The sequence below is a fragment of the Polyangium sorediatum genome (assembly GCF_029946465.1).
Lineage (GTDB): Bacteria > Myxococcota_A > Polyangia > Polyangiales > Polyangiaceae > Polyangium > Polyangium fumosum.
The window spans coordinates 69181-92955 of record NZ_JARZHI010000030.1 but is presented as its reverse complement, the minus strand read 5'-3'; the positions used below and the strand labels follow the sequence as shown (position 1 = coordinate 92955).

The following is a 23775-nucleotide window of genomic DNA, read 5'->3' as shown; positions in this document are numbered from 1 at the left end:
ACGCAGAAGGCCGCGCTAGGCTCGCGGCCTTCCTGGAGGAAACATGCACTTTTGGCTTCGATCGCTCGTCCTTCTCTCGGTCGCCTCGGGCCTGCTCGCCTGTGGGGATGATTCGGATGGCGGCCCGGATGGCTCCGGCGACTGCACCTGCACGGTGACGATCAACGAGGACACGCAAGAGATGGCCTGCGGCCAGTCGATGTGTGTCGGGTACTCCGGCGACGACCGCTGGGTGACCTGCAAGGAAGGCGGCGCGGTCGTCGGAAACCGCCTCTGCATTCAAGATCAGTGGGATGCGACCACGGCCACGGCGTTCGATTGCGACGGTCGGCAGACCTGCGCCCCCGACACGTATTGTATCCTTCGCGCCGGCCCGGAGCCGCGGCAGACCGAGTGCCGGCCCATTCCCAGCGGGTGTACGCCTCCGACGAGCGACCAGCAATGGTGCGACTGTCTCGAACCGGACGCGATGAGCGCCGGCATCTGCGCCGGAACGACCGGCGGGCTCGCGAGCTGCGACGTCACCAGCCCGCGCAAGACCTCGGTCGTCTGCGCGGATTGAGCGCCCACGCGCGCAGGCTCAGCTCGGGAACAGCAGCCGCAATGCGACCCGGGCGACGTGATCTTCCACGATCCGTCGCCCGGCTTCGCCTCCCACGCCCGCGATTTGCTCGAGGTCCGCGTCCGCGAGCAGCGCGAGGTGCATGATGAGGCCGGTCATCGTCTGGATCGTCAGCCGCGCCTCGGTGGCGCCGAGGCCGCCCATGTTCCCGAGCAGCGACGCGAACGCGTCGAGCATGGGGCCGCGCACGTGCTGGGCCCGCTGGGGTTCGAGTTGCCCGCGATGGACGTTGAGCCGCGCGCGTAGCTTGAGGCTGTGCCGCTCCGAGACCGCGAATCCGTAGATCCGCCGCGCCGCCTGCTCGATCCCGAAACGTGCGTCCGGTTGGGTGGTGAGCGGCGCGAGCTCGACGACCAACGCGCCGAACCGCGCATAATAGGCGTCGAGGCACGCCTCCAGCAGGCTCTCCTTGGTCGGAAAGTAGTAGTGAATCGTTCCCAGGCTCACGCCCGCACGCGTCGCGACCTGCCGGACCGACACGTCGACCTCGCACTCGTCCGATTCCATCAGCTCCTGTCGCGCGGCGGCGACGATCCGGTTCCAGGTCTCCTCGGAGCAAGCATCCTTGGGGCGCACCATCGATGTGCGCGGTAGCATACCCGCGGCCGATTTCCCGTTCAGAGCAGGCAAATGTGCGGCGGCGTGAATCCCTCGATCGCGAGGTGCACGATCGTCCCCCGAGCGCCCACGAGAAACCCGTCCGTGAGCTCGTACGCGACATCGTGGAAATCCACCTCGAAGGGCAATTTTACCCGTTCGAGGGGGCTCTTCTCCGGGAGCCCGTGCCCCAGAAACCAGATCGTGCTCCGACGTCCCACGGCCAGCATTTCGCTGATCCCGCCCCAGTGGTTGACCTCCGCGGCGCGAATCTCTTCGCCCGACAGGACCGCATTGCCCGCGGGCCAGGGCGCGTACGAGGGCGGCGGCGTCGGCTCGGTCTGGTTCGGCTGCACGTACTTGAGCCAGATCCCGTCCCCCATGACGTTCCCCGCCTCGGTGACGACGCGCAACGTCGCCTGCGCCGGCGCGCGCGGAATGCATACGCGCTCGCCATCCCGGGAGGCGCATTGCACCAGGGTCCCGCCCGCGCCCACGGCGCACACGTACGCCCCGCAGCTCCCGAGGCCATAAAGATCCGCGGTCGTCCGCGTCTTGACGGTCCGCCAAACCCCCTCGCGCGATCGCTCCACCATCACGCCGCCCGCGCCGACGGCCACGGTCGAGGCGCCGAGGTGGAGCAACGCAAAGAGATCGGCCGAGGTCCCCGTGGATTCGGCCCGCCAAACCCCGTCGAGCCCCCGGGCGACGGCGGCCCCGTTCGAGCCCACCGCGATGTAGGGCTTGTTTTTCCGGAGCTCCTCCGTGATGACCGTCCCGTCCTTCTCATGAGGCGAGGCGACGAGGGCATAAAGGTTCTCCGTCGTGCCCGGGTCCTCCTTTTGCCAGCCTGTCTTCGCGTCCCGCGTGAGCACCGTCCCGCGGTCGCCCACGACGAGGATGCGCCCTCCGTGAATCATGTGGACGGCGCGCAGCGACTCCGTCGTGCCGCTGTCCTCCCGCTCGAATCGATAGAGGTAGCCCGGACGTCGTCCCCCGAAGTCGGTCTCCGGCAAATGCCGGATCTCGAAGGGTTTGGTATCGTAGCCCAGCGACGGGAGGGGGTGGGCCACGCCGGGCGGCGGACCACATCGATCCTCGAAGCTCGCGGGCACGTACGAGGGGCCGCACGCCGGAAGCCCGAACAGGCTCGCGAGCACGAGCGCGCGTGTCGTCGTCATGGCCTCACCTCCTCGGCGTCGATCACGTAGGCCCCGACGAGCCGGGCCTTGTCGAGCTGGCTGCCGTTTCGGTTCCGCTCGCCGAGCTGCGGCGAATCCAGCACCACGAAATGGTCTCCCGCCGGCAGGTCGGCCGTGACCTCGACCTCGTAGTGCCCGGCGTCCGCGCGCGCGCAGGCGACCGGTTTCCCATGACAAGCGCTCCGGATCTCCAGCGCCGGCTGAAAATGCGCCGCCGCGCGCAGACGAATGCGCGTCGGCGCGGCGAGGGAGAGCCGATGCACGGAGCCGCCCCCGGCGAGGCCACACGAGGCGCGCGCGCCTCCCGGCTGCGATTCGAACGTTCCGTACGAGCGTTCGCCCGGGCGGACGAGCGGCGCATTCGCGCAGAGCGGCGCGACGAGGGCGGGCTCCTCGGGGCGGATCACCGCGGTGTTCGAGGTGTCGCGATCGACGCGGAGCGTATACGTCCCCGCCTCGTCCCAGAGGTTTCCATCGACGATAACCCAGTAGGCACCAGGTTCGAGCGGAATCGACAGCGTCGCCTTTCCGCCCGCCCGCGCGGCTTTGCAGCCGATCCCGAAATGACCCGGCCCTGCTTTGTCCTTTTGCTGGATCTGGATCACGCCCTCGAACGTCTCGGGGACGAATTCGAAGCGGTAGCTCGCCGTCTCGCGCACCTCGAAGCCGTAGAGGTGATCGAGATCCTGGCCCGTGCGCCCGCCGTTCTTGCAGGTCGAGCCGCCGCTATGGTCGGGCGAGCTCGTATCCCCGCGTGCAACCTCGCCGAGCACGAGGGTTCTTTTCGGCTCGGTGAGGGTCGGCGTATCCGGAGAGGTGTTGATCCGCGGAACGTTCGCGCAGGCCGAGAGCGCGCAGAGGAGCGCGGCGAGCGTGAAAATGCCCGTCCGTGCGACGAGCGTGACGATACCAGCCACGGTTGGCACGCTAACGCGGCTGTTCCGAAGGGAGCAACACAAAACGGAGCGGAAACCTGTGTCGAGCCTCGACGCAGGCGCTCGGGCGGCTGGAGGGGCGTGGTGCGCGACGCGGGGGGGATCCGGGCGGCCGACGGGCCAGCGTCGAGGGCCTTTGGCGCGCGGGGGGCGGCGGGCGTATCGTGCTCACACTTGACGCTGCATCTGGCTGTGTGTCGTATGGACGACAACATGTCGATGCGCAAGATTCGATACGGTCTGACCAGGGCGGTGTGGCTGCTGGTCGCTCTCTCCGCCGCGTTGAGCATCTCCTGCGGGAACTCCAACTCCGAGGTCGTGCGGGACACGACAGGCGCGACGTTCTCGTGGACGTGCTCGGACGACGAGCCATGCGCGATAGAGCCCCTCGATGCGCCACGGCCGGCGCAGTGCGACGGCAGCAGGGTTTTTTATGCTTATAGTCTGGATAACTTCATCGAGATTTGCTCGGCCGTCGAATTGGACAGCGGCGGGTGGTTCACCAACACGCCGCTATGCAGGCCCGTCGCGTGCGACGCGGACGACGAGTGCCCGCAAGTTCTGAACGCCGCGTTCGCGTGCTCCGCCGGTCTGTGCCAGAATGTCGAGCCGACGAGAGGGATCACCGGGAAGGACGTGATCATGCTCTGCATGGCCGACGCGCCGCGCCCCTCGCATTGCCGAGCGCAGGTCGCCGTCCCCGAGGTAGCGGCGGAGGTCGCTCGCGCGCTCGCGAGCTGCGATGACGCGACCGGCGTCTGCACGGTCCCTGCGGATTGCCGGCAGCCCTGAGAGGGTGTTGCCGGTGCGTCCTCCCCGGCCGATGGGGTCCCTCCCGCCACGGGGGCGAGAGGGGTCTCGGATGCCGGTTTGGTGAGGATCGGCGTCTCAGCTCTCGCCCACCGCATCCTCCAGCTCTGCCACACGCGCGGCGAGCTCCGCGGCGGCCTTCTTGGCGGCCTGGAGCTCCGCCTTTTTTTGCGTCTTCTCCGCGTCGGCCCTGGCGCGCGCGACGGCCTCCTCCTGCGCGACCTTCTCGTCGCGTTGCTTCTTCATGGCGAGGAGCTCCACCTCGGCCGCCGCGATACGCCGGTCGAGCTCTTTCACGGTGAGCCGCTCCGCGCTCGATCCCGGACGGAAGAAAGAATCGGCCCATCCGGTCCCGAGCTCGGGCGTCTTGTGCTGAATTTCGCCGAGCTTGCCGTGGAGCGATTTTCGCAGGGCATTGAACTCGTCGACGAGCTGCTTGCGTGAGCCGATGGTGCGGAAATCGGCGATCTTCTGGCTCACGGCCGCCTGCGTCGTGGTCTTTTGATCGGCGCGCTCGACGAGGTCCGCGAGCGCGGCGCCGATCGTCTGGAGTTGCTGGCTCGACGCCGCCTGAAGGGAAGGGGGCCAGTGGCGCATGGTATCGAGCTGCCCGCCGAGGATGGGGCGTTTGAGCTCGCTGGGCCTCTGACTCCCGAAGTAATGGGCATACGGCAGGGCGCCGCGGTCGTTCTTCGATTCGATGAGCGTCAGGGCGGCGATGGCGTCGGTCAATCGATCGAGGTCGTCGTCCACGATCTCGACGGCGGCGTTCGCCGCGAAGCGCTCGCCGATCAGCGCGAGCTCCTCCGTCAAGGAGGCGTCGAGCTTGGGGCGGAAGGCGTCGAGCTCGGGCACGAGCGACGTCGTGAGTGGGTGCGAGAGGAGGCGCCCGCGTGTGTGAAAAAACTCTTCATAAAGCGTGAAAATGCCCGTTCGTACGACGAGCGTGATGATTCCAGCCATGGTTGGCACGCTAACGCGGCTGTTCCGCAGGGAGCAACACAAAAACGGGGCGGAGAAGCTGCGTCGAGGGTCGACGCGGGATGGGGGGTGGCTGGAGGGGCGTGGTGCGCGACGCGGGGGGGATCCGTGCGGCCGACTGGCTGCGGTCGAGGGTCGGCGGTGGGCGGTGGGCGCCGAACTGGCTTTCGTCGAGGGGCGACGCGGGGCATGAAGGAGGGGACTTCGGTTCGTCGAGCGCACGCGGCGGGGGTTCGGGCGGGGATCGGGGACCGGCGGCGTTTTGCGGGCGGGTGAGGGGCGGCGCGTCGCGGGCTGTGAGGCGCGGCGCGGCGGGGGAGGTGGGCGAAGGAGGAGCGTGGACGTCGCCTCCACGATTCGGGGGGACGCAGGGGCGGGTGGAAGGTGCGCAGGAGGCGGTGGGCCGAGCGAAAAGAAGCGTGGAGCGTCGGGACGGCGTCACGCCTCGTCGTGAGCGTCGGACCTCACCCAACGCAGCAGGCGGCAGGCGGATTCGTGCTTACACTTGACACAACATGCGGCCGTATGCGTATGGACGGCAACATGTCGATACGCGAGATTCAATACGGTCTGACCAGGGGGGTGTGGCTGCTGGTCGCTCTCTCCGCCGCACTGAATATCTCCTGCGGGAACTCCAACCCCGAGGTCGTGCGGGACACGACAGGCGCGACGTTCTCGTGGACGTGCGCGGAAGATGGCTCTTACAACGAGGGCTGCGCGATCGAGCCCCTCGATGCGCCGCCGCCGGCGGAGTGCGACAGCGGCAGCGGCGAGCGCGGCAGGGTTTTTTATTCGTATGCCTGGGGTAGGTTCATCGCGATCTGCTCGGCCGTCGGATTGGACGGCGGCGCGTGGTTCACCGATGCGTCGCTGTGCAGGTTCGTCGCGTGCGACACGGACGACGAGTGCCCGCAATTTCCGAACGACGCGTACACGTGCTCCGCCGGCCTGTGCCAGAAACCCGAGCGGAAGGGAGAGATCCGCGATGCAGGGGACGTGGTCACGCTCTGCATGGCCGACGAGCCGCGCCCTCCGGATTGCCGAGCGCAGATCAACGACCCCGAGGTCACGGCGCAGTTCCAGCTCGCGCAGGCGAGCTGCGATGGCGCGACCGGCGTCTGCAAGGTCCCTGCGGATTGCTGGCAGCCCTGAGAAGGGGGTCCGGTGCGTAGCGCCGGGGTTCAGGGACTTGCTTCGGCGATGACGTGATTGCGCAGCGTCCCGACGCGCTCGACCTCGACCTCGAAGACGTCTCCCGGCTTCAGGAACACCGGCGGATTACGCACGAACCCTACGCCCCCAGGCGTGCCGGTCGCGATCATGTCGCCGGCTTCGAGCGTCATCACCTCGGATAGGATCGCAATGGCGTCGGCGACGCTGAAGATCATGTCCGAGGTGTTCGCCTCCTGCATGACCTTTCCGTTGAGGAGGCCGCGAAGCACGAGGCCCTTGGCGCCGAGCGGCAGCTCGTCGGCCGTGACGAGCTCGGGGCCGAGCGCGCCGGTGGCATCGAAGTTTTTTCCGATCGTCCACTGGTGCGTGCGCAATTGATAGTCACGAATCGAGCCGTCGTTCAGCAAGGTATACCCAGCGACGTGATCGAGCGCCTGCGCGCGAGAAACGTTGCGGCAGGTCTTTCCGATCACGACGACGAGCTCGGCCTCGTAGTCGAAATGCGTCGACACCGAGGGCCGCACGAGCGGCTCCCCATGCCCCACGAGGCTCGTCGGATACCGACCGAACACGACCGGGTACTCCGGCGGCCGAGCCGCATTCTCCGCCGCGTGATCGACATAATTGAGCCCGAGGCAAAGCAGCTTGCCCGGCGCCGGGAGGACCGGGCGAAACCGGACCTCGTCGTCGCGGAGGAGCGCGCTCGCCGCCGTTCGTGCGACGACGTCCGCGAGCGCTTGCGCGTCATAGGCAGGCGACCGGAGGAGCGCGCCCACGTCCCTCGGCAATCCCGGGAGGGCCGCACTCACGTTGACGATCCCGTCCGCGCGGCGTACGCCGATAAAGGGTGTTTCGTTCGCATGGAGCGACGATAGCTTCAAGGTCTACCTCCTAAAGGGCATCGGACGGTGCGCTGGTTCGATGCTCTGCACCAGCGGCGACGAGGGCGTCGAGATCGCCGACGATCTTGCCCTCCAGGATCGGCGTGACGGAGACCGGAAGGTCGGTGACGAATTCGATTCCCTCACGCTCCGCCGCGTCGAGGAAGCCTTCGAGCCCGGCCAGACATGCGCCGGGGATGTCGTGCAAGACGACGACCGCGTGCGGCTGGGCCAGGCAATCCGCGAGCGCGCGCGCGGCCCATCCCTCCGGGTCGACCCAGTCGCGCGGGACGGAGGTCCAGAGGACGCACGAAAAGCCCAGCTCGACGAGGTGGGTGACGGCGGCGCGGCTGAGCAGATGCGGCCCGAGGAGGCCTCCGCCGCCGAACGGTCGAAATCGCTTGGGGCCCGGGACGAGCGGATCGAGCAGCACGTCGGTCGCAGCGATCTCCGCCGCGACGGCATCAGGCCGCGGATCGTCGCCGAGCGGGATCTCGTGGGTGAACGAGTGATTGCCGACGAAATGCCCTTCAGCGACCGCGCGGGCGACGAGCGCGCGGCCTTCGGGCGCGACGAGATGCTTGCCGAGAACGAAGAAATGCGCTCCGACGTTCCGTCGACGCAAGATGTCGAGCACCGCCTTCGTGATCCCAGGGTCGGGCCCGTTGTCGAACGTGAGCGTCGCGCGCTTCAAGCCCGGCATCACCGGTAGGTGTTGTTCGACGTGTGGTCGCCGGCAAGCCAGCGAGCGAGCTCGCGATGCGCGTCCTTCCGCCGCGCCTCGTCGACCTCCGGCGCGATCGCCTTCGGGGCGTCACACGTGAGCTCGACAATCATGTCGTTCGGGTCTTTCACGTAGACCGACCGGCAGTACCCGTGCTCGAGCACATACGTATCCGGCGCGCGATACCCCGCCTTCTCGATACGCGACTCGATCGCGCGCTGCGTCTCGGCATCCACCGATAACGCGATGTGGTGAAAGGGCGACGCGGGCATCGGCGGACCAAAGAGGCTCTGATCGCGGTTGTTCGCGAACTGGAAGAACGCGAGCGCGCTCCCGTCCTCGAGCCCAAAGAAACAGTGGCAATAGGTCCGCACCTCACCAAAAAGCTCGTCGGCCTCGCACCACGTGGCGACCAGAGGCAACCCAATGATCTCCTCGTAGAATGCGCGCGTCTTTTCGAGGTCCTTCGAGACGTACGCCGTGTGATGCAGCCGGGCCGGCCGTCGTGCGCTCATGCCATCTCCTTCCTATCAAAAGGCTAGGTTTTCGGCGTTCCAGCGGTCAAGCCGTTTCGTCTCTTCCAGGGGGGGCCACACAGCCCTCGCGCTCGGACGTCGTCGAGCAGCCCGCGATCACGAGGGCTGAGCATGGGTCTCTCATCGCGAAGCCGTTTTGCTGGGGCTTCGCCCCAGGCCCCAGCAGGGGCTGTCCGCCCCTGCACCCGGACCAGCGAGGCGCTGGACCCAGGATCGATGAACTGCGCTCCGCGCAGCTCATCGAACAGGCCCGGTCAAGACCGGCAACGGCGTTGCCGACCAAGACAGCCGCGCTGCGGGTTCGGCTGGCGACCTGGGTTCTTCGTCGGCCTGTTTGAAAAACTGCGCACCGCGCAGTTTTTCAACCCTGGGTCCAGCGCCTCGCTGGTCCGGGGTCGAGGGGGCGGACAGCCCCCCGCGGGGACCGGGGCGGCGCCCCGGTGCGGCGCATCTTCAGGGAGGCGTGATGATGTGGTGTTCGTCGTCGGGCGATGCGTTCATGGTCGCCCGCTTGCCGAGCCGATCCTCGTACCAGCGACGTGCCACGCGGCCGGCCACGTCACGGCTGCCGAGACCGAAGGCGAGCGCCGCGGCGAGCGCGATGGCCCCGAGCGTCAGCGAGAAGGCGAGCGTCACGATCTCCTCGGCGATTTGCAGCTCCCGCAGCGCCATGAACGCGCCGAGCGCCAGGATGCCCGCCCGGATCGCGCCGGCCACGAGCGGACGTTGTGACGTCGTCGGCGCCTCGCCCGGCACGCTTGCCCCGTTCGTCTCCAGCATCCGCGCGCGTACCCAGTTCGCGAACAGGAGCGCCGCGCCGAAGATCACTGCCGCTGCCAGCACGTGCGGCAGGTACGCGATGATCGCCGCGATCCCCGCGGCCACCGCGCCGAGCCGCCACACGTCGGCCGCGTACATCACCACGATGAGCATCGTCACCCAGAAGACGATCGACGCGCCCCAGCGGGATCCTTGCTCCGTTCGGTCCGCTCGCACCGCGATGCCCAGCCGGTCGACCAGCCGGTCGAAGCCCACCCGATGCAGGAGGGGCCTCGTGATCGAGGCGAACAGCCTCGCGATGAAATAGCCGACCACCAGGATGGCGAGACCCCAGAGGAGATCCGGCAGAAACGCGAGGAAATCGTTCCACGCAGCCCTGAGCCAAAACGTGCTCCGATCCATGTTCGGTCCTCCGACCCGGGCGCCAATGCAATGCGCGGACCGGCTCGACGGGGCCTCGTTCTCCGCGCGCTCCACGCCGTTCGTCCGGCGCGCGCGGGAACATCATGCATCGACGTGTCGTCAGGAGTGCGGCGCGGCGGGCGCGGGCGCGGGCGGAGGCGGCTCTTTCGCCGGCATGTTCCGGCGAATGTAGAGCGCGGCGCCGGCGCCGATGAGCGCGGCCAGCACGACCGCGAGAATCCAGATCGCCGTCGCCGGGTTGCTTGCGGGCTCGGGGCGCGAGGAGATCTTCGCCGACGAAGGCGCGCTGTGCGGCGCCGAATGCGGCACGAAGAGCGCGGACGGCGGGGCCGGGCGTGGGCTCGCCGGACCGAACGGTGACACGAGCGCTTCGGGCGGCGCGGGGCGCTCGCCCGGGGCGAGCGGGGGTTTGGCGCGTCCTGCCGAGATGCGCACGGTGGGCATGCGCCGCGGGTCGACGCTGCTTGCGATGGCGACCTTGCCTGCGGTCTCCGCGGGGTTCGGCACGTGCGCCGCGGGGAGCGCCGTCGGGCCCACGTAGGCCCGCGCCTCGCGCTCGCCGCCGCCGACGAGGACGTTCGCTTGGTTCGGAGGGGCCGAGGGCCTGAGAACGGGGGGCGGCTCGGGCGACCCTCCCGCTCCGAACGAGGGATCGACGAGATCGCCGTCGTGCTCCGAATCCGAGGGTCTTCTCGAGCTCATGCGTCTCTTCACGCACCCCCTCGTCGCCGCGCTCCGCGGCGGCGGCGCCGTCTCGACGACGGAAGGACGGGGGCACTTTTTGCGTATCCCAGGCCCGCGAGGCCGCCAAGGGGGTATCGCGCGGCATGCGCCACTTTCCGCCCGCGCCGCTCCCGGGCCTCGTTCGCAGGGCTTTCGCGCGTGCGCATGGGACGACAGCCAACGCCAGCGGGATCGCTTGCGCCTTGTCGACAAGCTTCCGTTGATTTTTGCTCGCGTCCCTTGCACTCTGCGTTCTGGCGTCGCGTGGCGCCCACGCCCGCATCGGGCATCTTTGCTCGGTGCGTCGTGGGGGTCGCCGGAGCGCCGCGGCGGCGCAAGCTTGCCGCTTTCGGAGCGCCGGAATCCACGGACATGAACCCGCTCGTCCCCGACTTCATCCTGTACCAGGACACGAGGGGGAGGACCGAAGGCAACTTCGCGGCGGCGGCGCTCTTCATCGACATCCCGGGCTTCACGAACCTGACGGAGAAGCTCTTCCCGCACGGCCGCGAGGGCGCCGAGATCCTCGCCGGCACGCTGCGCTTCTACTTCGACCCGCTCATCGGCGCGGTGCACGAGCTCGGCGGGATCATCGTCGGCTTCGCGGGCGACGCGTTCACGGCCGTCTTCCCGCACTCGACGGGGCGCAACGTCGCCGAGCACGCGCTCGCCGCGGCGCTCAAGATGCGCCAGTTCTTCTTGAACCGCGCCGTCCGCGCGACGCGCTTCGGCACGTTCCCCTTCTCGTACAAGGTCGGCCTCTCGTGGGGCGCCGTCGAGTGGGGCATCGTCCGCACCTCACCCGAGCGCGCGTACTGCTACTTCCGCGGCCCTGCGATCGACAAGTGCGCGTTGATCGAGCACCACGCCGAGAAGGGCGACATCCTCATGGATCTCGCCTTCCAGCAGCGCATCGCGGGCCGCGCCGTCACGCCGGTCGCCGAGGGCGTGCTCAAGCTCGCGGACACGTCCGACATGCCGCTGCCGCCCGTGCCGCGCGTCCGCCCGCACGGCGAAGGCGCGCACTTCGTCCCGCCGGGCATCCGCGACATGCCGCCGCAGGGCGAGTTCCGCCATGTCACGAGCGTCTTCGTCTCGTTTGATCAGATCCCGAGCTTCGAGGATCTGATCAAGCTCGTCGACGTCGAGGCGAGCCGCTACGGAGGCACGTTCACGGGCGTCGACTCGGGCGACAAGGGCATCAACTGTTTGATCCACTTCGGCGCGCCGATCACGCACGAGAACGACACCGAGCGCGCGCTCGACTTCGCGCTCGGCCTCCGCAAGAACGCGCCGAAGGGGATGCAGATCCGCGCCGGCATCACCCACGGCCTCCGGTACGCGGGCTTCAATGGCGGCACCGAGCGGCAGGAGTTCGCGTGCCTCGGCCCCGCGACGAACCTCGCGGCGCGCCTCATGATGAACGCGCCGTGGAAGGAGCTCTGGTGCGACGGCGAGGTCTCCGGGCGCGCCCAGGGCACGCACCACTTCAAGCCTGCGGGGGATCACCTCTTCAAGGGCTTCGAGCAGCCGATCAGCGTCTACACCCTCGATCGCAAGCGCGTCGCCGTGCAGCGCGAGTTCCTCGCCCGCGGCCTCGTCGGGCGCGAGCAGGAGCTCGGGGTCCTCACGACGCACCTCGGCCCGATCTTCGCCGGCCAGAACGCGGGCATCGTCTACGTCGACGGCGAGCCAGGCCTCGGCAAGAGCTTCCTCGTCGACACGTACCGCCGCAAGCTCGAGGACAACAAGAAAGAGCGCCCGATCCTCTGGATCGACGCGCGTTGTGATCAGACGCTCCGGTCGAGTTTGAACCCCTTCGAGTACGCGCTGAAGGAGTACTTCGTCCAGACGTTGGCGACGGGCCGCGAGGAGAAACACGTCAACTTCGACGACGCCCTCGATCGCTTGATCGACCGCCTCCCGGACACCGAGGCCCTGCTCAAGCGCGAGCTCGAAAAGGCCCGCAGCGTCTTCGCCGCGATGATCGGCATCCGCTGGGACGGCTCGGTCTACGAGCGCATGGATCCCAAGCTCCGCTTCGCCGGCACGCTCGCCGCGCTCTCGCTCTGGCTCCGCGCCGAGAGCCTCCTCCAGCCCGTGATCTTCCACCTCGAAGACGCGCACTGGGCCGACGGCGACTCGCTCGAAGCGGTCAGCCACGTCGCGCAGGCCGTCAAGGATTGCCCCGTCGCGATCCTCTGCACCTGCCGCAACAACGACGACGGCAGCCCCTTCCGCATCGAGCTCGACGAGAACGTCCCGCAGCACGCCGTCACGCTCGGCCCGCTCTCGCGCGACAAGCTGCGCGAGCTCGCCGAGGGCCTCATGGGCGGCCCCGTCTCCGAGGTGCTCGCGATGTTCCTGAGCGAAAACGCGAACGGCAATCCGTTCTTCGCGCAGGAGATCATGACGTACTGGCTCGAAGCGAATCAGCTCGCGGGCAAGAAGAAAGAGAAGGAGGACACGGGCGTCTCGACGCCGAGCATTTTCCTCCTCCCGAACGACGTCAACAGCCTGCTCATCGCGCGGCTCGATCGCCTCGAACCCAAGGTCAAGCGTGTCGTCCAGGCCGCCGCCACGCTCGGCCGCGAGTTCGATCTGCGCATCCTCTCGCGCATGATGGACGACGATCCGCACCTGCCCGAGCTCGTCCGTGTCGGCGAGGAGCAGTGCATCTGGTCGCCGATTCTTACGCATGGGGGCTACGCGCAGGCGAGCGGAGCTACGCCCCCAAACCCCCCGTCGAAGGGCCGCTACCGCTTCAGCAACGTGCTCTTGCGGAACGCGGCCTACGAGATGCAGTCCCGCGCGCGCTTGCAGGAGCTGCACCGCCGCGCGGCCGAGGCCATCGAGGTCGCACACGAGGACGACCTCACGGGGCAGCTCACCGCGCTCGGGCGCCACTGGCAACGCGCCGGACAACCGAAGCGCGCCCGCTGGTACTTCCTCGCCGGCGCGCGCAAGGCCGCCGAGCGATACGCCCACGGCGAGGCCAAGCGCCTTTACCGCGCCTACTTCAAGCTCACGACCGAGCCTACGCTGGAGAGCGTCGTCGTGCGTTACGAGTTCGGTCGCGACGTCCTCGAGCTCCAGGGCCGGCACGAGGAGGCCATGCAGGAGCACGTGCGTGTCCTCGACGAGGCGCAGAAGCTCGGCGATCGCGCCTCCGAGGCGCTCGGCCTGCTCGGCCTCGGCCGCGTCAACTGGGCGACGGGGCGCATCGAGAGCGCGCGCGCCTTCTACGAGCAGGCGCTCACGACGGCGCGCGAGGCGCAGAGCTTGTGGAACGAGGGGCTCGCGCTGAAGAGCCTCGCGGTCTTGCACAAGGAGCAAGGCCGGTTCGAGCTCGCGCGCACCTTCTTCGAGCAGGCCCTCGACATCGCGCGCAAGGTCGGAAATCGCCGCGACGAGGGCAAGATCCTGGGAGACCTCGCCAGCCTGCACCACCAGCAGGGCCACGTGAACGAGGCCGTCGCGCTCCAGGAGCAGGCCCAGGCCATCGCCCGCGAGCTCGGCTGAGTTCAAACGAACGCTGTCCCGGGGCGGCGGCTGTGGGCTCGGGGGCGACCATGTGCGCTGCTCTTGCCAGGGGTGCCCCTGTTCGCAGAAGATGGCGGCCCCCCGAGCTTCTCCCGACGACGACGATGGAAGGGCAGCAGAGTCCGCCGATGCCTTCGACGCCCGCGCCCTCTCTCAGGGGTGGGCTCCGTGGATCGCGCGTCCTGTCCGGCCTCTTCGCGGGCGCCATGTCGGGCACCCTCGTCGCCACGTTCAGCATCACGCTCGCGGCGCTCATTTTCTCCGGCAACCTCACGAAGTACCTGCCGGCGGGCATCGGCATGGCCCTCGCGGGCTCGGCCATCATCGGCGCGATCGTCGCCCTCGGCAGCTCCTACCGCGCTGTCATCGCCGCGCCGCAGGAGAACACGGCCGTCGTCCTCGCCCTCGTCGCCTCGGGGATCGGCAGTCACATCACGGCCAAGGGCGGCGATCCTTTCCCCACGATCGTCGCGGTCTGTTCGCTCTCCGCGCTCGTCACGGGGGGCCTCTTCCTCGTCCTCGGCGGCCTTCGCCTCGGCACCCTCGTTCGCTTCATCCCGTACCCCGTCGTCGGCGGGTTTCTCGCGGGCACCGGATGGCTCCTCTTCACGGGATCCATCTCGGTCATGGTGGGCACCGAGTTCTCCCTCGCGTCCTTGCCGCTGCTGCTCCGCGCAGATGCGATCGTCAACTGGGTCCCGGGCCTCACGCTCGGGCTCTTCTTGACGATCCTGCTCCGGCGCTACCACCACTTCCTGCTCTTGCCGGGCCTGCTCGTCTTCGCCGTCGCCATGTTTTACGGCGTCTTGTACGCGGCGGGCGGCACCGTCGCCGAGGCCCTCGATCGCGGCATGCTCCTCGGCCCCTTCCCGAGCGGCGCCCTCTGGCCGCCGATGGCGCCATCCGAGGCGCTACGCATCGACTGGGCCGAGATCGGCGCGAACGCGGGCAACCTCTTCGCGATCACCATGCTCGCGACGATCTCGATCCTGCTCAACGCCTCGGGCCTGGAGATCGCGACCGAGCGCGAGATCGACCTCGATCGGGAGCTCCGCGCGACGGGCATCGCGAACCTCGCGGCGGGCCTTGGCTTCGGCATGGTCGGCTACCTCTCGCTCAGCGAGTCGACCTTGAACCACAAGGCCGGCGCCGAGAGCCGCATCGCGGGCATCCTCTCCGCGTGCATCTGCGCCGCGGCCCTCTTCTTCGGCGCCTCGGTCTTCTCGTACTTCCCGAAGCCCGTCCTCGGCGGCTTGCTCGTCTTCCTCGGCGCGGGTTTCCTCCTCGAAACCCTCTACGACTCCTGGTTCCGCCTCCCGCGCGTCGAGTACGGCCTCGTCGTCATCATCCTCGTCGTCATCGCCTGGATCGGCTTCCTCCCGGGGATCGGCGTCGGCATCGTCGTCTCCTCCGTCCTCTTCGCGGTCAACTACAGCCGCATCGACGTCATCAAGCGCGCGGCGGTCGGCTCCGACGTCCGCAGCAACGTCGAGCGCAGCGCCGGGGACGAGCTCACGCTGGAGGAGCGCGGCAGGGAGCTCTACATCCTCCAGCTCCAGGGCTACATCTTCTTCGGCACCTCGTACACGCTGCTCAAGCGCGTGCACCACCGCATGCTCAGCGAAGATCCCGCTCCCACGCGGTACGTCCTGCTCGACTTCCGTCACGTCGACGGCATCGACTCCTCCGCCGTCCTCTCCTTCGTCCGCCTGCGCAAGCTCGCCGTGTCGAACGGCGTCACGCTCGTCCTCACCGACCTCCCGAGCGCCGTCCGCAACCAGCTCGAACGGGGCGGGTTTGCCGACGGATCGAGGCGCGTCCGTTTCTTCCCCGACCTCGATCATGGCCTCGAGTGGTGCGAGAACGAGGTCTTGCGCGCTGCGCCGCCGAGCATGCTCCCGCCGACGAAGCTCGTCGACGAGCTCGAAAGTGTCTTCCGCACCCGCGAGTTCGTCTCTGGCTTCCTCGAATACCTCGAACGCGTCGAGGCGCCCGCGGGCTACCAGATCTACCGCCAGGGCGACGTCTCGAAGGACCTTTACCTCATCGAGTCCGGCGAGCTCACGGCCTGGCTCGAGCTCGACGGCGGCAAGACCAAGCGCCTGCGCACGATGGGCCCGGGCACCGTCGTCGGCGAGTCGGGCCTCTACCTCGGTACGCGCCGCTCGGCCACGGTCGTCACCCTCCGGCCCACGGTCCTCTATCGCCTCTCGCTCGGCGCGCTCGAGCGCATGACGCGCGAAGCGCCGCACCTCGCGGCCTCGTTCCATCAGTTCGTCGCTTGCCTGCTCGCCGAGCGGATGGTCCTCGCGACGGGCGCATCGAAGACCCTCTTCAATTGAGGATGGAGCCCCGGGCGCCATGAAGACCCTCCCGAGGCTCCTCTGCACGGCGACGATGGCCGGGGCGCTCCTCGCGCCGCGCCTCGCGTCGGCCGACGGCGCGCTCCGCACGGTCCTCGTCATCGACGCCTCCTCGTCGATGCGCGGCACCGATCCCAAGGAGCTTCGCAAGGTCGCGGCCGAGCTCTTCGTCGACCTCACGCGGAGCGGCGACGAGCTCGCCGTCGTTGGCTTCGACGGCGCCGCGCGGGATGCCATGGCCTCCCTCGTCGTCGTGCGGACTCCCGACGATCGCGCCGAGATCAAGCGCGCCGTCCGCGCCGTCGGCAACGACGGCAACTGGACCGATTTCACCGCCGGCCTCGAAGGCGCGCGCCGCCTCCTCGAGGCCAAGCCGCGCGCCCCGGGCGACCAGGACCTCATCGTCTTCCTCACGGATGGCCGCTGTGATCCCGACCCGCGTGGTCCGCTGGCAGACGCCGCGCGCGCGTCCGGCGGCAAGGCCCGGGTCGAACAAGTTTGTCAGGCCAAGGTCCTCGACGACCTCGTCCCCTCCCTCGGGAAAACCCGCATCTATGCCGTCGGTTTGTCGAAGAGCGCCCCCCGCGCCTTCCTCGACGACCTCGGCCGCCGCACGGGCGGCATTGGCGTTGCGACGGACCGCCCCGACGAGCTCCCGCGCCTCTTCGCCGACATCTACGCCCGCCTTTTTGGCAGCCGCCTCTCCGAGGGCGCGTCCGCGCCTTCGATCTCGGTCCCCGTTGACGAAGGCGCGAGCTCGCTCGACCTCGTCCTCGTCGGCCCCCCGAAGCTCGGCATGCGCCTCTTCGACCCGAAGGGCGCGGAGGTCTCCACCACGGGCGACCGCCCCGGCGTGTATTTCTCGGACAACCCTGCGTACCGCCTCCTTCGCCTCGACGCCCCCGAGCCCGGCGCGTATCGCCTCGACGTCGCCGGCGGCGGCACCGGCGGCCGGTATGCGGTCCTGCAAAACCTCGATTTGCACCTCGCATTCCCGGGTTTGCCCGAGGTCCTCGAAATCGGCAAGAGCGCCACCCTGAAGCTCCGCCTCGCCACCCCGGGCGGCAAAGCCCCCTCGAAGACCTTCCTCGACCGCCACGCGTTTTCCCTCGCGGCCGTGGAAGGCGTGAACGCCTGTGACGACGTGGCCCTCGCCGCGGCGGCCCCCGTGCCCCTCCGCGCGCTCCCGGATGGCTCGTTCGAGGCCACGATCACGCCCTCGAAAAAGGGCGCGTTGTGCCTTCTCGGCCGCATGAGCCCGGGGGAATCCGGCGTCCTCACGCGCGAGACGCGCAGCGCCGCCGTCCGCGTCATTCCTCCGATTCACCTGAAAGCCGCCGTCGCCTCGCCGTTTGGCCCGGTCAAACAAGACAGCCGCGCCAGCGCCAAGATCTCCCTCGAAGGCAGCGATGTCGGCGAGCTCATCTTCGCCGACATCGAGGCCGACCTCGAGAACCAGGGCAACCGCTCGGGCATGTCGCTCTCGCCTCGCGACCTCGAGATGGGCCCTACCACGAAGAAACAATTCGACGTCACCCTCGACGTCGGCCGCGAGATGCCGCCCGGCCCGCGCGAGATCACGCTCCGCATCGTCCCCAAGAAGCCGCAGGGCTTCGAGGATCGCGCCGTCACCGTCCGCATCCCCGTCACGATCGTCCCGCTCACGTTCTGGGAGCGGTATGGCCGTACCATTCAAATTGGCCTCGCGGCCCTCGTCACCCTCTTCCTGATGGTCGGCCTCATGCTCCCGGCGCGATTCCGGCGCACGGCGATCCTCCATTACGAAGATCGCCGCGACCCCGATCTCCCGCGTCAGGCGAAATTTCCGCTCGGGACCAAGGCGCGCGCGGGCCTTTATCGCTCGGCGCGCGTCACCATCGGCCCGATGGGCCCCGTGCCGCGCGGCGGCGTCGTCGAGCTCCGCGCCGGCCCCGGCGGCGCCGTCCTCGCACGTCCTGCGGCGGGCAAACGCGCGACGGAGCTCCCGCGCGACGACGATTTCAGCGCGGGCGAGCCCCGCGAGCCCCGGCTCGTGAAAGGCTGGTTCCGCGTCTCTCCCGGCGTGAAATATGCGATCGAAGGAACGGGGCTCGTCTTCTGGTGGAATCCGCGGTAAAAGAGGGTCGGGAGGACCTATGAGGACCCACCACTTTGCCTTGGCTTTTACGATTCCCTTCGCTCTCGCCACCGCCGCTTGCGGGTCGGACATCGAGGAAGACGCGTTCGCCGACTGTGAAGGCCGCGCGTACACCGCGACGATCGTCGCTCCGCAGGACGGCGCGACCGACGTCCCCACCGACGTCCGCGTCCGGATTCAGTGGGCGGGCGGCATTCCCGATCGGTATCTCTCGATGACCACGCAGGCCGGCCAGCCCGTCGCGACGGACGGCGGTGGCACCGACGAGAACGGCGACTATGAACTCTACCAGTTCGTACCGGCGACGCAGTATACGCTGAGGGTGGGCTGGTTCTGCGTGATCGACGGCGGCGCGAGTCAGAAGGACTACCCGCTCGCCACGTCCACCTTCACCACTGCCGCGCCCTGACACGACACGCTGTCCGCCCGTGCGGCATCACTGCCGGAGGTTCATCACCGCTTCCATCACGCGGTTGAGATTGAAGCTGCCAGGCTTCTGGCGCGGCGGGAATTCGCGGAAGCTCTCGAGCCACTGCGCCACGTACGCCACCGCGGGCAGGACCACGAACATGTGCTCCATGTACCAGCGCCCGTAACTCATGGACTCGTACTCGGCACGCTCGAACGGGTCCATGCGCAGATTCGTCAGCAGCGGCGCGCGAAGCTCCGTGAATGGCTCGATCCAGACATGCAGCCCGTGGGCGTCTTGCCGCAGAAAAATGACCTTCCAATCGTCATACCGCAGCGCCGCGATGCTGCCGTCGTCGGTCCAGTACAGGAACTCCCGTCGCGGCCATGGCCCCTGACCCTGGAGCGCGGGCAGGAGGTTGTAGCCGTCGAGGTGGACCTTGTACGTCATGCCGCCGAGCTTCTTGCCCTTCAACAATTGTTCCTTGATGCCGGGCTCTCCCGCCGCTGCCAGCAGCGTCGGCAGCATGTCTTCATGCGCGGCGATGTCGTTGATGACCGTGCCAGGCTCGACGACGCCGGGCCATCGAATCAGGCAGGGCACACGGTAGCCACCTTCCCAGCTCGTATTTTTTTCGCCGCGGAACATCGTCGTGCCGCCGTCGGGCCAGGTGAAGGCTTCCGCGCCATTGTCGGTGGAATACATCACGATCGTGTCTTCCGCGAGGCCCAGCTCCTCGAGCCTGTCCAGCAATTGGCCGACCTGGCCGTCATGCTCGACGAGCCCATCGGCGTAAATGCCATAGCCGGTCTTGCCCTGCGCTGACTTCTTCAGGTGCGTGAAGACGTGCATACGCGTGGAGTTCCACCAGAGGAAGAAGGGTTTTTTTGCCTTCTTGGCGCGCGCCATGAAGTCGAGCGCCTTTTCGGTGATCTCTTCGTCGATCGTCTCCATGCGTTTCTTCGTCAGCGGGCCGGTGTCCTCGATGCGGCCATCGGCGAAGCTGTGAATGACGCCGCGCGGGCCGAACCTCTTCCTGAACCGCGGATCCTTCGGATAGTCGGGGTGCTCCGGCTCTTCCTCCGCGTTCAGGTGGTAGAGGTTGCCAAAGAACTCGTCGAACCCGTGGTTCGTCGGCAGCATCTCATCGCGATCACCGAGATGGTTCTTCCCGAACTGGCCGGTCATGTAGCCGCGCGCCTTGAGGCAGTCGGCGATCGTCGGATCTTCCTTCTTCAATCCCTCGCGTCCGCCCGGCATTCCGATCTTGGTGAGGCCCGTGCGGATGGGCGACTGCCCGGTGATGAACGCCGCGCGGCCGGCGGTGCAGCTCTGCTGACCATACCAGTCCGTGAACAGCGCACCTTCCTTGGCGAGCCGGTCGATATGGGGCGTCCTGTAGCCCATCAAGCCCCTGTTGTAGGCGCTGAGATTGAACTGACCGATGTCATCGCCCCAGATGATGAGGATGTTGGGCTTCTTGCCCTGCGCGGTTTTCTTGTACTTTCGCATGGCTGGTCCCCCCCTTGGTGGTGTGCGCGGAACCTAGTGCGAGGTGGTCGGGGAGGTTAGCAAGCAGCCCCCTGCGCCCTGACGAGGGCCGCTTCCGTGGGTCGTCGTGGAAGTGCAGGGAGTTGTTCTGGAACATCGCTCTTTCCTCGGCCGCCACGTCTCTGGTACGCTCTGCGCCCCCCGTTCTCGGGGAGGGGAAATCGCATGCCGCTCAGCGAAAAGAAGATCGCCCCCGCGTTTTTCATTGGCCTCGGGGGCGCGGGAGGCGCCATCGTCGACGAGCTCGCCCGCAAGGTGAAGCAGGAAGACTCGTTCGAGCGATACAAGGACCTCGTTCACTTCTTCGCGTTCGACACCGACGCCGACGATCTCGCGCGGCTCGTCTGGATCGACGCGGCCCACAAGTTCGTCCTCTCGGACTTCGACAAGCCCGAGTACGTCGAGCTCAAGCGTGGAAAGCTCCACGCCAAGCCCGATCCCCTCTTCGAGCAGTGGTGGCCCGCGTGGTACCAGCCCCGCGCGCAGCGCGGCAAGGGCGCCGGCCAGATTCGCATCGAGAGCCGCCTCTCGCTCTACCACCACCTCGAAAACGATCGCGCCAAGATCCTCGAGACCCTGGAGAAGGCGATCCGGCGCGCCTACGACGTCCACAACCCCTTCCGCGCCAACAAGGCCGCCAAGATCCACATTTATGCCTCCCTCGCCGGCGGCACCGGCTCCGGCGGCTTCGCCACGATGGCGCTCACGGTCCGGCGCCTCCTCGGAGGCCAGCGTGGGCATCGCATCATCGGCACGTTCGTCCTGCCGAACGTCTTCCGCGGCAAGGGCCTGCCGCCGAACCAGTTCGACAAGATCATGTCGAACGGTTATGCGGCCCTGCAGGAGCTCGAGCTGCTCCAGAGCGCCAGCCCCGCTGCGCCCGCCCGTTTCCACTACGACCCGGACAACCCCGAGCGTGTCCTCGTCGACCGGCCGCCGTTCGATCAGGTCTATCTCGTCGAAGAGAAGACCGAGAGCGGCGTCGTCCTCGCCGACTCGCAGGAGGTTTACCCTGCGATCTCCGACGCCGCGCACGCGCAGATCTTCACCTCCATCCTCGATCGCGAGGGCTCGACGCTCGACAACGACACGCGCGAGCTCATGCAGCTCGACGAGCAGGCCTTCACGAAGTCGTTTGGCTCCTTCGGCATCGGCGCGCTCGTCCTGCCCGTGGAGGACGTCCTCGAACACGCGGCCTTGAAGCTCGGCGCGGAGCTCTTGCTCGCGGCCGTGCCCGGGGGCAGCGCGGCCCTCGGTGACGGCGCCGATCTCGACGCGGCCGATCAGGCCTTCGTCCGCGGCCTCGAGAGCAAGGCCGAAGGCAAGGGCGAAGAGTCCGAGCCGTATCGCCGCGCCGTCGAGTGGGCGCGTGGCGGTGGCAGCGGCGGCGAGGGCACGATCGGCGCGTTCCTCCGCCGCACGCGCGAGGACGTCGCCAAGCGCATCGACGAGGCCATCAAGCTGCGCGGCTGGGACGAGACCGAGCTCTCGGCGTTCGAGCGCGACCCCGAGCGCGTCCGCTCCGAGACCGCGCAGGCCTTCGCCGCGCTCAAGGTCCAGGTCGGCAAAAGCGAGGACGCCGCGCGCGAGCGTGCGCGCGAGGCGGCGTTGCGCGTCGCGGCCGAGTCCGGCGAGCTCTCGCTCACCGAGCTCGCGAAGGACAAGGGCCCGACCGAGGCGCGTTACTTCCACGCCTTGCTCCGGCAGGCCGTCGCGGCCGAGCAGGAGACGGCGCGCAAGGCCTACGAGCGTGGCCTCGTCCTCACGGACGGCCGCCTCGGCGAGGACTTCAAGCGCCGCGTCGACGAGCTCGCCGCGGCCGCGCCCGAGACGCTGCTCGAAAAACTCCCGGGCCGGGAAAACGATTACTTCGAGGTCGCCGCCTCCTTCGCCGGCTGGTATCGCGACGTGCTCGACGGCCTGCGCGCCCGCATCCGCGCGAATGCCTTGATCGAATACTTCTCGGCTGTCCTGCGCGAGCTCGATCGCCGCCGTTTGTCGAGCTTCCATTTCTTCGCGCGGGTCGATCGCATCCAGCGCCGCCTCGAAGAGCGCGCGGCTCGTATCGTCGCCGCGGGCGGCCGGCGGCACGAGGGCGGTGATGCGAATCGCTATGTCCTCGATGTCGAGGTCCTCCAGGATCACCGCACCGGCCGTCGCTTGTGGGATCACCTTTATGCGCGCCTCGTGCGCCCGAGTGATCTCCAGCTCTCCGGCGCGCTCTCGCGCCTCGCGACGGTCGCGAGCCAGGGCGGCGCCGAGCAGGACATCGAGCGCCGTATCATCGACGACCTCGTCCAGCTCGCCTCGGCCGCGCTGCGCGCCCGCATCGCGGGCGGCCTCGAAGAGCGCGGCTTGCGGATCGACGAAGAGCTTCGTTTCGAGGCCCAGCTCGCCTCGGCCACGCGCAGGCTCGAGCGCCGCGGCGGCCCGCTCCCGCCCGCGTCCGATCCGCAGTGGATCGAGGAAGCGCGCCGCACGCCCGAGGATGAAATTCAGAAATACGTCAAGGACAAGCTCGAATTCGCGGCTGCGAAATGCGCGCCTTTCCTGACGCTCGGCGCGGGCGCGCCGCTCCTGCCCGACAAGGCGTACGTCGTCATGCACGGCGATTACGAGCGCACGCTCGGGCCCATGCTCGCGCACCTCGCCACGCACCGCGTCGATCGGGGCCAGATCGTCGCTTCGGACCACCCGTACGAAATCATCTTCTACCTCGCGCGGCTCGGCTGCCCGCTGCACGCCGTGAAGAGTTTGTCCGATTATGAGCGCCGGTACCGCGCCGTGAAGGACAAGGAGCTCGCCGAGGGCGCGAAGGTGCCGGGGTTGCCCAAGGGCGTCCCGCAGATCCCGCTGCACATCGATCGCAACTGGGAGGGCGCGCCGGACGCGGAGACGCGCCTCTTCCGCATCTCGATCGACGGCGTGCGTGAAAACGACTCCAAGCTCGCCTGGACCGAGCGGCTCTCGCATGTCCAAAAAAAGGCCGGCGAGGAGCAGGTCCGCACGGACGACATCCGGGATTTCACGCTCGCCATTGCGTTTGGCATCATCCGCCGCACCGAGGGTGTCTACCTGATCGAGGACCCGGACCTCCCGGAGGAGCGCCGCAAGCTCGGCAAATTCCGCGACCAGGCCTTTACGAGTTACAGCGGCCGTATCGACGCGCAAAAGACCTGGGTGCGTCGCGCGTATGCCGCAGCGCTCCTCCGGATCGAGGAAGACCGCAACCTCGCCGCGCTCGTCTCTCTCGTCGCGGCCCACGTCGCCGACATCGAGCGCCTGGTCAAGCTCGCCGACGGCGCGGGCGGCAAACCCGAGCTCGACCACCTCGCCCGCGAGCTCGAATGCCTCGCGGGGTTCCGCCGGGAAAAAGGGCTCTGAG

Annotated in this window: 18 protein-coding genes; 8 read left to right on the top strand and 10 right to left on the bottom strand. The window is 68.3% G+C overall.

From position 1 onward, the window contains the following. The first annotated feature begins 43 nt into the window (after positions 1 to 43). Positions 44 to 562 (top strand): hypothetical protein, encoded by a 519-nt coding sequence (locus tag QHF89_RS28630; protein ID WP_136968257.1) that lies wholly within the window; start codon positions 44 to 46, stop codon positions 560 to 562. An 18-nt stretch (positions 563 to 580) separates the two neighbouring features. Here QHF89_RS28630 and QHF89_RS28625 read toward each other — a convergent pair whose 3' ends face one another. Genes QHF89_RS28625 through QHF89_RS28615 form a run of 3 tightly spaced genes read right to left on the bottom strand, consistent with a single transcriptional unit; the run spans position 581 to position 3338 of the window. Next, positions 581 to 1201, bottom strand: a complete 621-nt coding sequence (locus tag QHF89_RS28625; RefSeq protein WP_284721046.1) for a TetR/AcrR family transcriptional regulator — start codon at positions 1199 to 1201, stop codon at positions 581 to 583. 38 nt (positions 1202 to 1239) lie between these two features. Then, positions 1240 to 2400 carry a beta propeller repeat protein gene (locus QHF89_RS28620; RefSeq protein ID WP_136968259.1) on the bottom strand — a complete coding sequence of 387 codons (1161 nt, stop codon included), beginning with the start codon at positions 2398 to 2400 and terminating at the stop codon, positions 1240 to 1242. After that, the gene (locus tag QHF89_RS28615) at positions 2397 to 3338 is read right to left on the bottom strand and encodes a hypothetical protein (protein WP_136968260.1); all 942 of its coding nucleotides are present in this window, start codon (positions 3336 to 3338) and stop codon (positions 2397 to 2399) included. The genes QHF89_RS28620 and QHF89_RS28615 overlap by 4 nt, the downstream gene beginning before the upstream one ends. 231 nt (positions 3339 to 3569) lie before the next feature. On the opposite strand from QHF89_RS28615, the gene QHF89_RS28610 reads away from it, so the two are divergent. Continuing rightward, the gene (locus QHF89_RS28610) at positions 3570 to 4148 is read left to right on the top strand and encodes a hypothetical protein (protein ID WP_284721045.1); all 579 of its coding nucleotides are present in this window, start codon (positions 3570 to 3572) and stop codon (positions 4146 to 4148) included. Between the two features lie 96 nt (positions 4149 to 4244). On the opposite strand, the gene QHF89_RS28605 is transcribed toward QHF89_RS28610, so the two are convergent. Further along, positions 4245 to 5129: a hypothetical protein gene (locus tag QHF89_RS28605; RefSeq protein WP_136968262.1), complete on the bottom strand. Its 885-nt coding sequence runs from the start codon at positions 5127 to 5129 to the stop codon at positions 4245 to 4247. A gap of 561 nt (positions 5130 to 5690) precedes the next feature. On the opposite strand from QHF89_RS28605, the gene QHF89_RS28600 reads away from it, so the two are divergent. Then, positions 5691 to 6299: a hypothetical protein gene (locus tag QHF89_RS28600; RefSeq protein WP_136968263.1), complete on the top strand. Its 609-nt coding sequence runs from the start codon at positions 5691 to 5693 to the stop codon at positions 6297 to 6299. Positions 6300 to 6328: 29 nt separating this feature from the next. Here QHF89_RS28600 and QHF89_RS28595 read toward each other — a convergent pair whose 3' ends face one another. The 5 genes from QHF89_RS28595 to QHF89_RS28575 all read right to left on the bottom strand — a co-directional run bounded on the left by QHF89_RS28595 (position 6329) and on the right by QHF89_RS28575 (position 10366). Next, complete coding sequence (locus QHF89_RS28595) at positions 6329 to 7201, bottom strand: fumarylacetoacetate hydrolase family protein (RefSeq protein ID WP_136968264.1); 873 nt, start codon at positions 7199 to 7201, stop codon at positions 6329 to 6331. 10 nt (positions 7202 to 7211) lie between these two features. After that, a complete protein-coding gene (locus QHF89_RS28590; protein WP_284721044.1) occupies positions 7212 to 7904 on the bottom strand; it encodes a polysaccharide deacetylase family protein in 693 nt (230 codons plus the stop codon). Continuing rightward, positions 7904 to 8440, bottom strand: coding sequence for a VOC family protein (locus QHF89_RS28585; protein WP_136968265.1), 537 nt, complete (start codon positions 8438 to 8440; stop codon positions 7904 to 7906). Before QHF89_RS28585 ends, QHF89_RS28590 begins: the two co-directional genes overlap by 1 nt. A gap of 474 nt (positions 8441 to 8914) precedes the next feature. Further along, positions 8915 to 9643, bottom strand: coding sequence for a mechanosensitive ion channel family protein (locus QHF89_RS28580; protein ID WP_136968266.1), 729 nt, complete (start codon positions 9641 to 9643; stop codon positions 8915 to 8917). Between the two features lie 120 nt (positions 9644 to 9763). Then, positions 9764 to 10366: a hypothetical protein gene (locus QHF89_RS28575; protein ID WP_136968267.1), complete on the bottom strand. Its 603-nt coding sequence runs from the start codon at positions 10364 to 10366 to the stop codon at positions 9764 to 9766. A gap of 393 nt (positions 10367 to 10759) precedes the next feature. Between QHF89_RS28575 and QHF89_RS28570 the strand changes: the two genes are divergently transcribed. From QHF89_RS28570 to QHF89_RS28555, 4 genes are all read left to right on the top strand, one after another. Then, positions 10760 to 13909, top strand: coding sequence for a tetratricopeptide repeat protein (locus QHF89_RS28570; protein WP_136968268.1), 3150 nt, complete (start codon positions 10760 to 10762; stop codon positions 13907 to 13909). Positions 13910 to 14136: 227 nt separating this feature from the next. Continuing rightward, positions 14137 to 16272, top strand: coding sequence for an SLC26A/SulP transporter family protein (locus tag QHF89_RS28565; RefSeq protein ID WP_284721043.1), 2136 nt, complete (start codon positions 14137 to 14139; stop codon positions 16270 to 16272). A 19-nt stretch (positions 16273 to 16291) separates the two neighbouring features. Next, positions 16292 to 18409, top strand: a complete 2118-nt coding sequence (locus QHF89_RS28560) for a vWA domain-containing protein (RefSeq protein WP_136968270.1) — start codon at positions 16292 to 16294, stop codon at positions 18407 to 18409. A gap of 40 nt (positions 18410 to 18449) precedes the next feature. Further along, entirely contained in the window at positions 18450 to 18839 is a 390-nt protein-coding gene (locus QHF89_RS28555; protein ID WP_284721042.1) for a hypothetical protein, read from the top strand. A gap of 27 nt (positions 18840 to 18866) precedes the next feature. On the opposite strand, the gene QHF89_RS28550 is transcribed toward QHF89_RS28555, so the two are convergent. Next, the gene (locus QHF89_RS28550) at positions 18867 to 20351 is read right to left on the bottom strand and encodes an arylsulfatase (protein ID WP_136968272.1); all 1485 of its coding nucleotides are present in this window, start codon (positions 20349 to 20351) and stop codon (positions 18867 to 18869) included. Between the two features lie 204 nt (positions 20352 to 20555). Between QHF89_RS28550 and QHF89_RS28545 the strand changes: the two genes are divergently transcribed. Further along, positions 20556 to 23774 (top strand): tubulin-like doman-containing protein, encoded by a 3219-nt coding sequence (locus QHF89_RS28545; protein WP_136968273.1) that lies wholly within the window; start codon positions 20556 to 20558, stop codon positions 23772 to 23774. The last annotated feature ends 1 nt before the right edge of the window (position 23775 follow it).